Origin of the sequence: Azospirillum sp. HJ39, from assembly GCF_041507355.1 — a bacterium.
Lineage (GTDB): Bacteria > Pseudomonadota > Alphaproteobacteria > Azospirillales > Azospirillaceae > Azospirillum > Azospirillum thiophilum.
Genome location: NZ_CP167911.1, coordinates 1045749 through 1061295 on the forward strand (window position 1 = coordinate 1045749; position 15547 = coordinate 1061295).

The following is a 15547-nucleotide window of genomic DNA, read 5'->3' on the forward strand; positions in this document are numbered from 1 at the left end:
ATCCAGTCCGGGAGGCCCGCCTTGGGGAAGTCTGCCACCGTTCCGTCTGCCGAACATCCGCCCGCCGACACGTCGCGTCGCTGGCCCATCGGCGTGGAGGTGCAGCCCGGCAGCGCTCTTCCGTGCGCCCTGCCGTGTGCCCATGCGCGGGTCTGGGCGCCCGAGGCGGGGCGGGTGGAACTGGTGGTCGAGCCGGATGGGCGCACCGCGGTGCTGGAGAGCGAGGGGAACGGCTATTTCTCCGGCGCGGTACCGGGACTGGAGGCCGGAGCGCTCTACCGGTTCCGGCTGGACGGCAGGGAGAGGCTCTATCCCGACCCGATGTCGCGCTTCCAGCCGGACGGGCCGCACGGCCCCTCGCAACTGGTCGATCCGCACCGCTTCGCCTGGACCGACCAGGATTGGCGCGGCCGGCCGATCGCCGGTCAGGTCATCTACGAGATGCACATCGGCACCTTCACCCGGGAAGGCAGTTGGGACGCGGCGCTGGCGGAACTCGCGGCGCTGGCCGAACTCGGCGTCACGGTGCTGGAGGTGATGCCGGTCTCGGACTTTCCCGGCCGCTTCGGCTGGGGCTATGACGGGGTGAACCTGTTCGCGCCGACGCACCTGTATGGCGATCCCGACGCCATGCGCCGCTTCGTCGACGGGGCGCACCGGCTGGGGCTCGCCGTCATCCTCGACGTCGTCTACAACCATCTGGGTCCGGACGGCAATTACCTGAAATGCTTCGCCGGGGCCTATTTCACCGACCGCTACAAGAACGACTGGGGCGCGTCGATCAACTTCGATGGGTCCGATTCCGCTCCGGTGCGCGAGTATTTCCTGACCAATGCAGCCTTCTGGATCGGGGAATATCATCTTGACGGGCTGCGGCTCGACGCCACCCAGTCGATCTTCGACGGCAGCTCCCCGCACATCCTGACCGACATCTCCCGTGTCGTGCGCGAGGCCGCCGGCCATCGTGCAGCCATCCTGGTGGGAGAGAACGAGCCGCAGCATTCCAGCATGGCGAAGCCGGAAGGGGAGGGCGGTTATGGGCTCTGCGCCATCTGGAACGACGATTTCCACCATTCGGCCATGGTGGCGCTGACCGGCCGGATGGAGGCCTATTACAGCGACTACCGCGGCACGCCGCAGGAACTGGTGTCGGCGGCGAAATACGGCTTCCTCTATCAGGGCCAATGGTATGGCTGGCAGGGCAAGCGCCGCGGCATGCCGGCCTTCGGGATGCCGCAACCGGCCTTCGTCGCCTTCCTGCAGAACCATGACCAGATCGCCAACTCCGCCCGCGGCCTGCGCCTGCATGCGCTGACCACGCCGGGCCGGATGCGGGCGATGACGGCGCTGACCCTGCTCGGCCCCGCCACGCCGATGCTGTTCCAGGGACAGGAATTCGCGGCCAGTACCCCATTCCTCTATTTCGCCGATCACCAGCCCGAACTGGCGGCCATGGTCGGGAAGGGGCGGGCGGAGTTCCTGAGCCAGTTTGCCAGCATCGCCGATCCGGCGATGCTGGACGGTCTGCCCAGGCCGGACGCCGAGGACAGCTTCACCCGGTGCAAGCTCGACCACCGGGAGCGGGAAAGCAATGCCGGTGTCTGGGCGCTGCACCGCGATCTGTTGCGGCTGCGCCGCGAGGATCCGGTCTTTTCCGCTCAGCGGGGCGGCGGGCCGGAGAGTGGCCAAGTGGGTGGACTGGATGGCGCCGTTCTGGGCGAGGAAGCCTTCGTCCTGCGCTTTTTCCATGACGGCGAAAAGGGGGGCGGAGAGGGCGGCGACCGGCTGCTGCTGGTCAATCTCGGCCGTGACCTGACGCTGCCCGTATTGGCCGAGCCGCTGCTTGCCCCGCCCGCGGACGGAGCCTGGACTTTGCTTTGGTCGAGCGAGGAGCCTGCCTATGGCGGGTGCGGAACTGCGCCGGTGGAGCGGCCGGGCGGTGCATGGCGGCTGCCCGGCCATGCCGCCCTGGTGCTGGGCCCGGCGCGCGGCTTCCCGAGGGAAAGCGACGGTGCCGGGGGCAACACGACCCCGGTCATCGTGGTTTCCAAAAGCAGGTAAACGCACAGCAGATCGCAGGTTCATCATGTCTGATTTCGTTCGCACCCTGTCGCACGACGTGCTCGAGAACGGTTCCGACAGCACGGGAACCCGGGAATGGCTCGTCGCGAACGGCCTCGGCGGCTACGCATCGGGGGCGGTTTCGGGGGCGGTGACCCGGCGCTACCACGGGCTGCTGATCGCGGCGCTGCCGGCACCGCTCGGCCGGGTGCTGATGCTGAGCCAGTTGAGCGACACCGTCGTCGATGCCGACGGCCGCGACTACTGGTTGAGCAGCCGCGAGGCGAGCGGCGACCCCCGAGAGGATGGACAGACCGCGGCATTGCAGGAATTCCGGATGGAATCCGGCCTGCCGGTCTGGCGCTTCCGTGCCGGCAGCGTGCTGATCGAGAAGCAGATCGTGCTGCCGCACGGACAGAACATCGTGCATGTCACCTATCGTGTGCTGGAAGCCGGACAGGCGGTCCAGTTGCGGCTGCGCCCCGTGCTCGCCTTCCGGACACAGGAATCGGCGGTGGACAGGCCGCTGGCCGGCGCCTACCGCATCATGGCGGAGGGCCAGCGCTATGAGGTGTCGGCCGGTCCCGACCTGCCGGTCCTGCGCATGGCGATCGAGGGCGGGGACTTCTCCATGACGCTCGACGGCGGCATTCGCCGCGAGATCTATTACCGGGTGGAGGACGAACGCGGCTACCAGGCCCGCGGCTCGCTGTGGACGCCCGGCTATTTCAGCGGTGAGGTCAGTGCCGGGCGGAGCATCACCTTCGCCGCCGCGACCGAGGAGTGGTGGCGGCTGGAAGCCTTGCCGCCGGGCGACGTGCTGGGCTTCGAGACGGAACGCCGCCGCCGCATCATCCAGAATGCCCACCCGTCCCTGCGCGCCGGCGCAATGGCGGACCTCGTGCTATCCGCCGATAGCTTCCTGTTCCTGCCGGCCGGCCGCGTCGCCGACCAGATGCGGGCACGGGCGGAGGGCGAGGAGGTGCGGACGGTGATCGCCGGCTACCATTGGTTCACCGATTGGGGCCGCGACACCATGATCGCGCTGGAAGGACTGACGCTGGCCACCGGCCGCCACATGGAGGCCGGCTGGATCCTGCACACCTTCGGCCATTACATCCGCGACGGCCTGATTCCCAACATGTTCCCCGATGGCAAGGATCGCGGGCTGTACCATACGGCGGATGCCACGCTGTGGTTCTTCCATGCGCTGAACCGCTATCTGGGCGTCACCGGCGACCGCGACACGCTGCGGCTGCTGCTGCCAAGGCTGCGCGAGGTGATCGACTTCCACCGCCGGGGCACCCGTTTCGGCATCGGCGTCGATCCCCGCGACGGGCTGCTCCGCCAGGGCCAAGAGGGATATCAGCTGACCTGGATGGACGCCAAGGTCGAGGACTGGGTGGTCACGCCGCGCCGGGGCAAGGCGGTGGAGATCAACGCCCTGTGGTACAACGCATTGCGCCTGACGGCAGGCTGGCTGCGCGAGGAGGAGGACGAGGCCGCGGCACAGCCGCTGGACGAGTTGGCCGATCGGGTATACGCCTCCTTCAACGCCCGCTTCTGGTGCCAGTCGGCCGGCCATCTGTTCGACGTGGTGGACGGGGAGCATGGCGACGACATCGCGTGCCGGCCCAACCAGATCTTCGCCGTCTCGCTCGACAATCCGGTGCTGGAGCGCGACCGGTGGGCACCGGTGGTGGAGACGGTGCGCAGCCGGCTGCTCACCCCGGTCGGGCTGCGGTCGCTGGCGCCGGGTAGCCATGACTACAAGGCCAAATATTTCGGCGACCTGCGGGCGCGCGACGCAGCCTATCACCAGGGCACAGTCTGGGGCTGGCTGATCGGCCCCTATGTCGATGCGTGGTTGAAGCTGCATCCGGAGGACAAGGCGGGGGCGCGAGGGCTGCTGGAGGGGTTCCTGCCCCATCTGGACGAGGCCGGCATCGGCACCATCAGCGAAATCTTCGATGCCGAGGCCCCTTTCACACCGCGCGGCTGCATCTCCCAGGCCTGGAGCGTGGCCGAGGTCCTGCGCTGCTGGGTGAAGACGGACGGATAGGCCGGCAGGCCGCTGCGGCCCCGTTTCCGACGAAGGGCATAGGGCCCGAGACGAAGGTTGCCTCCCCTGTAACAATGGTGCAATGGCCTTGGAAGCAGTTGTCAACAGGGCACAATCGGGTGTGAAATCGACGCGCCGGCTGGAATGTGACAGATTTCGGTTGACACGCAGCCCAGGCTTCCCAAGGCATGAATAGTAGTTTCTCTTTATAGATCAGGCATTTACGTTAATTGCCTGATTTTTGGGCAAACACCGTGAGGCCCTTGAATCGCCTAATGCGAATCGGGGCTGCCCACGGCTTGCCCACACAGTTATCCACAGCCTCTGTGGAGACTGCGGGCCTCGCTGGCGGTCATGCCTTCCGCCGCGCCTTCCTGGGGCCTGTTCGTCGGTACCTGTCCGTTGGTTGCCTGTGCTTTCGACCAATGGCAGGGATGGCCCCGGTCCAACGGGGTAATCGGTTTGGATTTTGGCCAAGCCGGGAAAAGTCTCCTATAGTTTCCCTGCCAGTCTCTTCAGCGCCCTGTCCATCCGGATGGTTCCGATCGTTCGGATCGGCGGCAGGGAGGATAGCCAGAGCGGAGGTGCCAATGCGGAACCTTGTGCGGAGCGTTGCCGGCGCGCCGTATCCGGCGGTCCGGACCGGTTGGCCCGTTGGCCTGCCGGAAGAGTCCTCCCGTCGCCGCGGCACGGTCGGCCTGCTGGCCGCGCTGGCCGGTCCGGTGCTGGGGGCGACCGTTCTGGGGGCGCTGATCCTGCACTTGATGGCCGGTCTGGCCGCGCGTCTTCCCGTTTCCGACGCCCTGGGTGCCGTGTCGATCGTGGCCGGCATGACGGTGGTTCTCGTTACCCTGCTGCCCTTTGCCTTGCTGTGGGTGCGGCGGGCGCAACGTGTCTGGGCGGATGTCCAGGATGCCCTGCAGGATGACGCACGCCGCTGACGAACAGTCAGGGATTGCCCGAAGGCTCTATCCCGCAGGAATCCGTTGCTCCCGGCGCTTTGCCCGCGTTTAATCGCTGGCGGGAGCGGTATCGCGCCGTTCCGCGGTGTTCCCGGGGGCAGGTATGGGGCTTTTCGACTTCCTGAAAGTCACGGTGAGCGACAAGAAGGCGGCAAAGCCGGCCGGCAGGCTTCCGGTCAGCGTCGTGGAGTTCGACGGGAAGTGTTTTCCCATCGTCTCGCTGACGCCCAAGGGCTTCGTCGCCCGTAGTTTCGACGGATCGCTGATCGCCGGCCAGAACGCTCGGGTGTCGGTGCGGGTCGACGATGCGTCCGGAAAATTCTCCTTCTCCACGACCGTGACCGTGGTGGAAGTCAAGGGGGCCAGCCTGGGGGCGGCCTGGACGTTGCTGCCGGCGGACGTTCAAGCGGCGATCCACAAGTACGCACAGCTTCGCAAGCAACAGGACGCGAAAGGCGCGAAGTAGGGCGTTGCCCGTCCTTCCCCGCTCCCGGCCGGAGGCGGTTCCCGGCTGCCCTTACTGGCGTCCGGCCGCGGCATCGGCAGGCGGCGAGGGCATCCCGGCATTCACGATCTTGGGAAGCGTCAGGTTGCGTGCCTGATCCAGCCACTCCGACAGGGTGACGAACTCGCACCCCTTTTGCCGCAGTTCGGCGATCACGCGGGGCAGGGCCTGTGCGGTGGTCGGATAGGTGGAGTGCATCAGGAAGACGTTGCCCGGCATGCCGCCGACCTTGATCTGGCTGACGATCTTGTCGGCGTTGCGGACCTGCCAGTCGCGTGTATCGACCGACCACAGGACGGAGCCCATGCGCTCCTCCCGCGCGATGGTCAGCAGGTCTTCCGAGTAGCGGCCATAGGGCGGGCGGAACAGCACCGGATTGGCACCGAATTCGCGCAGGATGCGATTGGTTTCGGTGATCTCGTAACGCGCCCCCGCCGCATCCATCTTTCGCAGGTCGGAGTGGGTCAGGCTGTGGTTGCCGATCTCGTGCCCGCTCACGACGAAGTCGTGGATCAGTTCCCCGTGCCGTTCGGCGATGCGCCCGACCGGAAAATAGGTGGCGCGCACACCTTCGCGGTTCAGGATGTCCAGGACCTGGCGGGTGACCGTGCGGTGCGGACCGTCGTCGAAGGTCAGGGCGCAGAGGTTCCAGTTCTGCTTCTTCAGCGTCGCCGGCATCACGTCGTAGCGCGAATCCGGCATCACCGAGCGCAGCCGGCCCTTGCGCCGGCTGTGCTGCTCGATGTCCGCCATCGTGCGGGCGTCTTCCTCGCTGTAGATGATCGTGCCGTCGGCTGGCGGTACCGCAAGGGCGACCGATGGCGGTGGCGGGGCCAGCGGTGCAGCGACGGCAGAGCCGATGGGCGCCAGGACCGAGGTGGTGGTGCCCGGCTGCGGCGGCTCGGGCTTGACCGCCGGCTGCGGCGCCTCCGGTTTGACGGCCGGTTGCGGTTCGGCCGAAGGCGGCGCGACGGCGACGGTCACGGCCGGCGGTTTGGCCGGTGCCGGGGCGGGAGCGGCGGCGACGGCCGGCATCGGGGCATTCGCCGTGGCGGCCGCCGTCCGGGTGTTTGGAGCCGGTGCGGCGGACGGCGCCGGCCGATCGACGACGAGGCAGCCGAAGCCGGCACCGACGAGCTTGCGGCACAGCGCCTTCGGATCGACGCCGTTGCCGATCTGGGCGTACAGCGCCACGCCGCCGGCCTCGCTCTTGCCGTCCAGCAGCATGACCGACGCGGTCAGGTTGGCGGTCAGCTCCGGCTCGCGCCGTTGCAGGCTCTTCCAACTCCACCATGCGTCGCCGTCGCCGGAATAGATGCCGAGCTGCAACACCGGCCCATTGGCCGGGGGCGTCGCGGCGGGCTTCTCCTCCGCCTTGGCAGAAGCGGCGGCGGAAGCGGCGGCCGGAGCGGCGGTCTGCTTCGCGGCGGGCGGGCGTTGCGGTCGGGTTTCGGCGGCATGGGACGAGGCCGGCAGGCTCAGGGCGCCGCCCAGCAGGGCCGTAGCGACCACCACCGTTCCCAACAGGATGCCGTGCGACCGGACGACCGGTGCGGCGACTCGGCTGCGGACGGCGTCGGCCACCCTTGGGGAGGGGGCGGGGAAGGCGGCGTTCGGCCAAAGGATGCGCAACATATCGGTCCCGTCGCTTGGCCCAGCCACAATTTGCGGGACCGCCGGTTGATCCCGGTGCAATATCACCACGAAAGTATTAATTCAAACGACAAGCGGCGGAATTGGGGCAAATCCGGCGGTTTTCGGGCAGGCGTTGCCGTTGGGAAACGGTGCGGTGCGGTAGGGCCGGAACCGGCGGGGGAACGGCGGGGTTCACTAGGGACCGGCAGGGTGGCCGGAGGGCGCGCAAGGCGCTTTCCAAGGCCTCCGCTCCCTTCACTCAAAGGCCCACCGATGAAGACGACACCCCATCATATGGACGAGGAACTGGAAAGCCGCATCCGCCGGCGTGCCCATGAAATATGGGAGCGGGAAGGCCGTCCGGACGGGCGGGAGAATGCCCATTGGGAACTGGCCAGCGAGGAGATCGCGATCCAGGACAATTATCTGGACACGCTCAAGCCCAACCCGGCCGGGGGGCCGGAAGCGACGGCGATGCGGACGGAACCGGTCGAACCGGTGCTGAGCATCGCGAACCAGGGCGAACAGCCGGGGCTTGCCGACCAGGGCGAGGAGTTCGGCATGCCGATGCGCGGCGACCGCGACGTCTGGCCGAGGCCGGACGAGGCCGCCTCCACCGCCGTTCCGCCCAACCGCAGCAGGAAGACGCGCCGCCGGGCCTGAATGTCCGTGCGGCCGCCAAGATCTCCAACTGGCCTTGGCGGCCGCCGGGGATCAGGCCCGCGACCTGACGTTCGTCGCCGCGGCGCGGCCGGCATCGGTCGGAGATCCGACCGGTACCGCCGGCATGGTGGCGGGGGCATCCGTCGTCGGGACCGACACGGTGGCCGGCGCGTCGTCCAGCCGGTCGTAGATGTCGGGATGCAGGCGGACCGTTCCGTCCGTCTCCACGGTCGCGATCCAGTAGACGAACTGCACCGGCATGGGCGCCGCCAGCTTCACCCATTGCGGTTGCGGGCGGTCCAGCATGCGGTCGATGCGTGCCGGTGTCACGGTGGTTCCCTGGAGAAGCAGTTCGGCCAGGCGCCGCGGATCTTCCAGCCGCACGCAGCCGGAACTGATCGAGCGCAGCTCGCGGGCGAACAGCCGCGGCTCGTTGGTGCCGTGCAGATAGATGTCGTAAGGGTTGGTCAGGTTGAAGCGGAAGCGGCCAAGCGCATTGTGGTCGCCCGGCTGCTGCACGATGCGGACGCGGCCGGGGCTGACCTCGTTCCAGTCGACCGTTTCGGGTGCCACCTCCTGTCCGTCGAGATAGACGACGGCGTTCTGGATGCCGGGCGTGCCCTTGGCGCGCAGCATCGGCAGCTTGTCTTCCTTCAGGATGGTGGGCGGCACGGTCCAGGTCGGGTTGACGATGATGTGCGTGATCCGGTCGGTCAGCAGCGGCGTCTCGCGCGACGGCCGGCCGACGATGGCGCGCATCGTCAACTCCTCCTCCCCGCCGCGGACCAGCGTGGTGGTCTGGTCGGTCAGGTTCACCACCAGCACGCTGTCGGGCGCGGTGTCGCGGAAGCTGCGCATCGCCGCCGCGCTCTGCCGCATGAGGGCCGCGGCCTCGGCGGGCGTCCGGTCGAGCGCCGCGCGGGTGCCGGCCCCGACCAGCCCGTCCTGCTTCATCCGCTGCGAGAGCTGGAACGACTTCACTGCACGGTCGATGTCGATGGTGAACAGGTCGGACAGCTTGTCGGCCGGCAGCAGCCCCAACTCCACGAGCCGTTGCGCCAGGCGACCCACCCGCTCGCCCGTGCTGCCGAGCTTCATCAGCCCGCCTTCGCCGATTCGGGCCGAAACCTGCGGTGCGGCGCGATCCAGCTCGACCGCGGCGGCATCCAGACGGTCGGCCCATTGCGTCAGGGTGTCGCGGTAGGGCAGGGCGTCCGCCGGTGCGGCCCCAAGCAACGCCAACGCCGATGCGGCGGCCAGTGCCAGGGCGGCCAGCTTGCGGGGCTTGTGGAGATCGGCGGATACGGTCATGTCGGAACCCTCTGTCGCATGGGGGCGGCGACTTGTCCGAAGGGATGCGCCGCGGTCCTTTTACTCAATCTATGCAACGCAATAATGGAAGGCGAGGCGTGGAGGGCGAATTTCCTCCAATCATTCCTCCGGTGTGATTTTCCTGCCGCCATCCTATGACTGTCCTATGCAATAAGGTCACAGTATAAAATTTTTTAATTGCCTCGGCCGATGACCTTCCCTATACGAATATCCGTCCGGAGACGTTTCGCACCAGATGGGACGGTTCGGACCAGCGTTGGACATAAGGTTTACACCATCGCGGGCGCTGCGCGACCCGCCAAACGCCGAACGGCCACAACGTAGAACGGCCAAAACGTAAAACGAAGAGGTTCGGGGATGCATTTGGGGGATGACGAGCGTGCCGCGCCGGCAATCGGGCGGCGCGGGTTCCTGGGTTTTGCCGTAGCGGCAATGTCTGCGGCGGTTCCTGTCGCTTCGGCGACGGTCACGGGGGTAGCCACCAGCGTCGTGACGGCTCCGGTCCTGTTCGGGACCGGTTCGGCGGAGGCGGCGCCTCTGAGCGGCGGCGTCCGGCGCCTGACCCTTCACAACATCAACACGAACGAACGGTTCGACGGGGTCTATTGGGCGGACGGCCATTACAAGCCCGACGCGTTGCGCAAGCTGGACGTGCTATTGCGCGACCACCGCGCCAAGCAGGTCTGCCGCTATGACCCGCGCCTGTTCGATCTGCTCGCCCGCGTACACCAGTCCGTCGGTTCCGACGACCCGTTCGAGGTGATCTGCGGCTACCGCTCCCGCCGGACCAACGCCATGGCGCGGCGCCGGTCGCGTGGGGTCGCCAAGGAAAGCTACCATACCCGCGGCATGGCCATCGATATCCGCCTGCCCGATACCCAATTGCGCGCGATCTCCGAAACCGCGCGGGCGATGGAGGCAGGCGGCGTCGGATTTTACCCGCGCAGCGGTTTCGTCCATCTCGACGTCGGTCCCGTCCGCAGCTGGTGAGGCCGGCGCATCCTTCCGGGGACCATGCCGATAACGGAAAGGCTCCGCATTCTTAACGATGCGGAGCCTTTCCGTTATCCAGTTCACTCGACGATCACGCCTTGCGTGACGTTCGGGTCCGTCGTTTTCGAGTCTGTCGTTCGCAGCTGTTCAGTTGCGGGGCGGCGGTTTGGATGCGCGCAGAATATCCGTCGGATCCCACACGGCACCGTGCCGCCGTCGCGCCTTGTTCGAATTGTCGGTGGATTTCACCGTCTTGACCCGCGGGGAGTCGCTGCGGACGGTGCGGCTCGGGCCTCGAACGCCTTCCGTCTCCTGGACCGAGCCGTCCGCTTCTCCGGCCGTCGTGCCGTTCTCGGCAGGGTGGCCCGACGATCGTGCCGGGGTCTTGAGCTGGGGCGGCTGGCCCCCATTCTGCGGTGCCGCTGCGGATCTTCCGTCCTCGCCGTCTTCCGGGCCCTCGGGGGTTTCCTTGATTTCGGGCGAGAGGGCGGAGAGCAGGGACAGCATCTCGTCGGAGACATGGGCCGGGGCGGCGCGCCACAGGCGCAGCAGGCGCGCCTCCCTCCGGCTGATCTGGGTTCCGGTTTCTTCCGCCTCGTCGCCGCTGCTGCGCAGCCGGCGCGACGAACCGGGGTCGTTGTAGCTATCGAAGAAGAAGCTGACCGGAACATCCAGGACTTGGCCCAGGCGATAGAGCGTGCCTGCCGAGATACGGTTGGAGCCGCGTTCGTATTTCTGCACCTGCTGGAAGGTCAGGCCGATGGCCTCGCCCAATTTTTCCTGGCTCATTCCCAGAAGGGTCCGGCGCATCCTCACGCGCTGCCCGACATGGGCGTCCACAGACCAGGATTCCGGCGATCCGCGTCGTCCTCTTTTGCGCGCCGTCGGTTCACTCATGTCCATTGGTCTCCGATACCCAGTCGTTCACAGCCTCTCTTTGCGAGAATGAAAGGATTGTTTGCACGTCCGCTGTTTGACTTCAAGAGAAAAATCATTAATATTAACGTATTTCCGTCATATTCCGATAGGCGACGCTGATCGACCAGCATTCGCCGGTAACTCCCTGTTACAGTTTTGTATTATGCGCGTGGTCAAGGAAATCAATTCCGTAGACACTCTATCCGTACCCTGCGCATATCCCATTGTGAAAATGACCGATTCTTTGGGCTCATCCACTGGTTGGATCGACAGCTTTCCGATTTCGGAATTTATCCGTTCGATCACGGGCGGTGCTTGGATCTTCCCAGATGTCGGTAGAAGACGTTCTGGCTTCGGCAAATAATCATGCGTTGGCAAAGCAATTTTCAGCATACTTAGGGCCGATAGCGTCCGTCACGCGCATGAAATCTCAGGCTGTCGCAGGCGGACTTGTTGCCCAACCAAACGTTAACCCATAATTAACCATGAAAAGATGCCGGATCGGCCGTCCCATCGGCCGATTCAGGCTTTCCCGGCCCGCGATGCGTGACGACGCATATCGGCCTTGGCAGCGCCTTTCCGCCGCGCAGGAGATGCGGCCTCCTCCCATGGGCCGCCGGGCATTGCGAAGCCCTCCACATGGTCGCGCAGCTTCTGGACCTGGGAAGGGGTCAGGCTGCGGCCGAAGCGGGACTTCAGCAGGGTCGCCAGCGCTCCCCGGGTCGGCCGGGCTCCGGCGGACGACAGCGTCCGGTAGGCGACGAAGGCCTCGGCGTACAGGCGGATGCGGTCGGGTTGCCGTCGCAACTGCGCGGCCTGGGCGGAGGCCGAGCGGTCGAGATGGGCCGCCAGCCGTTCCGCCGCCTGGGCCTCGCTCAGGTCGGGCAGCGGCACGGCCGGAACCTCCTGCGGTTCGGGCCGGCCGATGGCGTCGCGCATGCGGCGGCGGCGCTGGCGCTCGCGATCCCCTGCACGCAGCCGCTCGGCATAGTCTGGGTCGCTGGCCCTGCGTTCGGTGCGGCTGCGGTTGGATCGCGCCGCGCGCTCGGCGTCGCGGGCCCGCTCGGCCGGGTCGCGCAGCAGGAAGGCAAGTTCCTCCGCGGTCAGCCGATGGTCCTCCTCCGGCGTGGGGGCGGGTTGTCCGTCGGGTGTGTCGGCGCTGTCCATCGCCGGGTAACGCGCCGGTCCCGCCCGCGGTTCCCGCCGGAGCCCCGCATGGATGATGAGGGAGATTTCATGTCCGGCAGCCGTCCCGCCCGTGCTAGACAGGACCGTTCTTCCCGGGCCGGCGTCCCATCGGGCCCGGTCCTGCCCCGTGCCACTTTGGAACGTGTCCGCCCATGACCCCCCGGCAAGCCCTTCAGCAGCGCCTCGCGGCATTGGACGCGCATCTGCGCGCTGAAAACCCGAACCTGCTGCCGGTCCTCCCGACCTTCCGCGCCTTCGACCGGATCCTGTCCGGCCTGGGGCTGATCGACCGCCACGAATCCCTGACCACCCGCATCCCCTGGTGGCCGATGGTGGCGGTGCTCGGCACCTTCTCGGCCGGCAAGTCGACCTTCCTCAACGGCTATCTGGGCGAGGCGCTGCAGAATACCGGCAACCAGGCGGTCGACGACAAGTTCACGGTGATCTGCCACGGCCCGCAGACGCGGAAGGAGGCGCTGCCCGGCACCGCCCTGAACGCCGATCCGCGCTTTCCCTTCTACCGCATCGCCGACGAGATCGAGAAGGTGTCGGCCGGCGAGGGCAAGCGGATCGACAATTATCTGCAGTTGAAGACGTTGTCCGGCCCGCGGACACGGGGCAAGATCTTCATCGATTCGCCCGGTTTCGACGCCGACGACCAGCGCCGCTCGGTCCTGCGGCTGGTGGACCATATCGTCGAGCTGTCCGACCTCGTCCTGGTCTTCTTCGACGCCCGCCATCCCGAACCGGGCGCCATGCAGGACACGCTGCGACATCTGGTCGCCAAGACGGTCAACCGCGCCGATGCCCGCAAGGTCTGCTACATCCTGAACCAGGTCGACACCACGGCGAAGGAGGACAACCTGGAGGCGGTGTTCGGCGCCTGGCAGCGCGCCATCGCCCAGGCCGGGCTGGTGTCGGGCCGATTCTATGCGATCTACGACCAGCGGTCCGCCGTCGCCATCGAGGATGACGGCCAGCGCGCCCGCTACGAGGCGCGGCGCGATCACGACCTTGCCGAGATCCACAGCCGGATCAACGAGGTGGAGGTCGCCCGCTCCTACCGCATCATCGGTTCCATCGACAGCCTGACCAAGGAGCTGGAGGGAGAGGTGGTGCCCAAGCTCCGCGAGGCGATGGCGGCATGGCGCCGCCGCGTGCTGATCGCCGACGCGGTGTGGGCCACGCTGCTGGTGCTGGTGCTGGGCGTGGTGCTGCAAACGGTTGGCGGCGGGTTCGGCGCCTTCCTCGGCTGGCTGTTCGAAGCCGGGACCGACGGCGGCGCCCCGGTGCGGCCGATCGGTGCCGCCGTGGTCCTGGGCGGCCTGTTCCTGGCCGGGCATTTCAAGATCCGGCAGTTCTTCGCCGGCCGCATCGCCGCGACGCTCGGCGACCGTTTCGGCGACGTCGACCTCAACCTGCGGCAGGCCTTCCTGCGCAACACGCGCTTCTTCCGGTCGATCTTCGCCAAGCAGCCGGCCGGCTGGGGCGGCCGCGCCCGCAAGGCCATCTTCGCCATCCGCGAGGCGACGGCGGTGCATGTCCAGCGCATCAACGACCTCTACACCGACCCGGCCGGCCGCCGTGCCAAGGCCGCTGCCGCGGCGGCGGCGGAGTGATCCCGGGCGCGCCGGCTTGCCGGCCGCCCTTTACAGCGCGGCGGAAAGGCCGTTAGATCCCGCCTTCATGCGCCGCGTGGCCGCAGGCCCGGCAAGCGGACGGAAGGGGAATCGGGAAGCATGGGCGCTCGAAGAGCCGGTGCGGCCGGCGATGCGGGGCAGGGCGCGCGCAGGGCATTCGCCGCGCCATTCGTGCTGGCCGGCCTGTTTCTCGCCGCCGCCCCGGCACCGTTGCGCGCGGCGGACGCCGGCCCCGCTCCGGCCCAGGCACCCTATACCGGTCTGGATCTGGTGACCGGCGACGATTATGCCCCCTATACCGGCGAGGATTTGCCCGGCGGCGGTCTGGTGACCGACCTGGTCCGCCGGGCCTTCGCGTTGCAGGGCCGCCAGTACGATGTCCGCTTCATGCCGTGGAAGCGCGGTTACGACGGGGTGGTTGCAGGGCGTTTCCTCGCCACCTTTCCCTATGTCCGCACGCCGGAGCGTGAACGCGAGGTCCTGTTTTCCGATCCGGTGATCGAGGTGCGGCAATTCGTCTACCTGTCGAACCGCACGGCAATGACCTTCCACGGCCGCGCCGGCGGCCGGGAGGAGACGGCCGGTTCCGGCGGGGCGGAGGAGTTCCACGGCCGGACGGTCTGCCAGCCGGTCGGCTATGCCCTGCCGCCCGAACTGGAGGCGCTGGTCGAGCGGAGGGCTCTGACGCGGCAAACGCCGTCCGATCTCGGCGCCTGCGTGCGCATGGTGGCGACCGGACGGGCGGATGCCTTCATCATCGACGAGTACAGTGCCGCCGCCGCCATCGCCCGGTCCGGCCTGGCGGACGACATCCGGATGTCGGAGCGGCCCTATGCCGTCGTCACCTTCCATCTGGTGATAGGCCGTGCCACGCCTGGGGCGGATTCGACGGTGGCCGCCTTCAACGACGGGCTGAAGGCACTGAAATCGCAGGGCGCATACCGCGACCTGCTGACCGGCCATACACCGCCCCCACCACCCTGAGGGCGATCCCGGGGCAGGGCGGGGGCGTTGCGGGGGCGCCGCGGGCGCGCGCTTTTCCGCGCAATGCCATCCGCTCACCATGGACAGGACGATGCTTCGTGCTATAAACGCGCGGTTTCGATCTATGGAAAAGGGGCGCGGGCCGTGGCCATCGACGCGTCGATTTTGGTCCTCAACGGGCCGAACCTCAACATGCTGGGCGTACGCGAGCCGCAAATCTATGGGTCGATGACCCTGGACGACCTGGAGGCCGCCTGCCATGAACGTGCCGACCGGCTGGGTCTGACCGTCGATTTCCGGCAGTCCAACCACGAGGGCGAACTGGTCTCGTGGATCCAGCAGGCGCGGACCGAGAATGACGGCATCGTCATCAATGCCGGCGCCTACACCCACACCTCGGTCGCGATCATGGACAGTCTGATCCTGTCGGAACTGCCGGTGATCGAGGTCCATCTGTCGAACATCTTCAAGCGCGAGCCGGTCCGTCATCACTCCTACATCTCGCCGGTGGCGAGGGGAATGATCTGCGGATTCGGGCCGCACGGGTATCTTCTGGCGCTGGACGCCATCGCGAACATCATCGACCGCGATTAAGGAAACGGGA

The 15547-nt window shown here is 67.4% G+C and carries 12 protein-coding genes and 1 pseudogene; 9 read left to right on the plus strand and 4 right to left on the minus strand.

Features of this window, described 5'->3' with window-relative positions; genetic code table 11:
* The first annotated feature begins 21 nt into the window (after window positions 1-21).
* The 4 genes from treZ (at window position 22) to ABMY26_RS18335 (ending at window position 5551) form a co-directional block, all read left to right on the plus strand.
* On the plus strand, window positions 22-2061 hold the full coding sequence (treZ, locus tag ABMY26_RS18320) for a malto-oligosyltrehalose trehalohydrolase (protein ID WP_372398611.1): 2040 nt from the start codon (window positions 22-24) through the stop codon (window positions 2059-2061).
* A 25-nt stretch (window positions 2062-2086) separates the two neighbouring features.
* A complete protein-coding gene (locus ABMY26_RS18325; RefSeq protein ID WP_372398612.1) occupies window positions 2087-4123 on the plus strand; it encodes an amylo-alpha-1,6-glucosidase in 2037 nt (678 codons plus the stop codon).
* 590 nt (window positions 4124-4713) lie between these two features.
* The gene (locus tag ABMY26_RS18330; protein ID WP_372398613.1) at window positions 4714-5064 is read left to right on the plus strand and encodes a hypothetical protein; all 351 of its coding nucleotides are present in this window, start codon (window positions 4714-4716) and stop codon (window positions 5062-5064) included.
* A 124-nt stretch (window positions 5065-5188) separates the two neighbouring features.
* The gene (locus ABMY26_RS18335) at window positions 5189-5551 is read left to right on the plus strand and encodes a hypothetical protein (RefSeq protein ID WP_372398614.1); all 363 of its coding nucleotides are present in this window, start codon (window positions 5189-5191) and stop codon (window positions 5549-5551) included.
* A 51-nt stretch (window positions 5552-5602) separates the two neighbouring features.
* Here ABMY26_RS18335 and ABMY26_RS18340 read toward each other — a convergent pair whose 3' ends face one another.
* Window positions 5603-7225 (minus strand): polysaccharide deacetylase family protein, encoded by a 1623-nt coding sequence (locus ABMY26_RS18340; protein ID WP_372398615.1) that lies wholly within the window; start codon window positions 7223-7225, stop codon window positions 5603-5605.
* Window positions 7226-7498: 273 nt separating this feature from the next.
* Here ABMY26_RS18340 and ABMY26_RS18345 point away from each other — a divergent pair, with 273 nt between their 5' ends.
* Window positions 7499-7888 (plus strand): DUF2934 domain-containing protein, encoded by a 390-nt coding sequence (locus ABMY26_RS18345; RefSeq protein ID WP_372398616.1) that lies wholly within the window; start codon window positions 7499-7501, stop codon window positions 7886-7888.
* A gap of 51 nt (window positions 7889-7939) precedes the next feature.
* Here ABMY26_RS18345 and ABMY26_RS18350 read toward each other — a convergent pair whose 3' ends face one another.
* Window positions 7940-9199, minus strand: a complete 1260-nt coding sequence (locus ABMY26_RS18350) for a L,D-transpeptidase family protein (RefSeq protein WP_372398617.1) — start codon at window positions 9197-9199, stop codon at window positions 7940-7942.
* Between the two features lie 510 nt (window positions 9200-9709).
* Here ABMY26_RS18350 and ABMY26_RS18355 point away from each other — a divergent pair.
* Window positions 9710-10210, plus strand: a complete 501-nt coding sequence (locus ABMY26_RS18355) for a DUF882 domain-containing protein (protein WP_372398618.1) — start codon at window positions 9710-9712, stop codon at window positions 10208-10210.
* Between the two features lie 641 nt (window positions 10211-10851).
* Here ABMY26_RS18355 and ABMY26_RS18360 read toward each other — a convergent pair.
* Both ABMY26_RS18360 and ABMY26_RS18365 read right to left on the minus strand, forming a co-directional pair.
* A pseudogene (locus ABMY26_RS18360) lies at window positions 10852-11110 on the minus strand (helix-turn-helix domain-containing protein); the annotation flags it as partial.
* A gap of 543 nt (window positions 11111-11653) precedes the next feature.
* Complete coding sequence (locus ABMY26_RS18365) at window positions 11654-12298, minus strand: hypothetical protein (protein ID WP_372398619.1); 645 nt, start codon at window positions 12296-12298, stop codon at window positions 11654-11656.
* Between the two features lie 173 nt (window positions 12299-12471).
* Here ABMY26_RS18365 and ABMY26_RS18370 point away from each other — a divergent pair, with 173 nt between their 5' ends.
* The 3 genes from ABMY26_RS18370 (at window position 12472) to aroQ (ending at window position 15537) form a co-directional block, all read left to right on the plus strand.
* Window positions 12472-13938, plus strand: coding sequence for a dynamin family protein (locus ABMY26_RS18370; RefSeq protein WP_372398620.1), 1467 nt, complete (start codon window positions 12472-12474; stop codon window positions 13936-13938).
* A 120-nt stretch (window positions 13939-14058) separates the two neighbouring features.
* Complete coding sequence (locus ABMY26_RS18375) at window positions 14059-14943, plus strand: substrate-binding periplasmic protein (RefSeq protein WP_372398621.1); 885 nt, start codon at window positions 14059-14061, stop codon at window positions 14941-14943.
* A gap of 144 nt (window positions 14944-15087) precedes the next feature.
* Window positions 15088-15537, plus strand: a complete 450-nt coding sequence (aroQ, locus tag ABMY26_RS18380; RefSeq protein WP_045580475.1) for a type II 3-dehydroquinate dehydratase — start codon at window positions 15088-15090, stop codon at window positions 15535-15537.
* Window positions 15538-15547 lie beyond the last annotated feature (10 nt).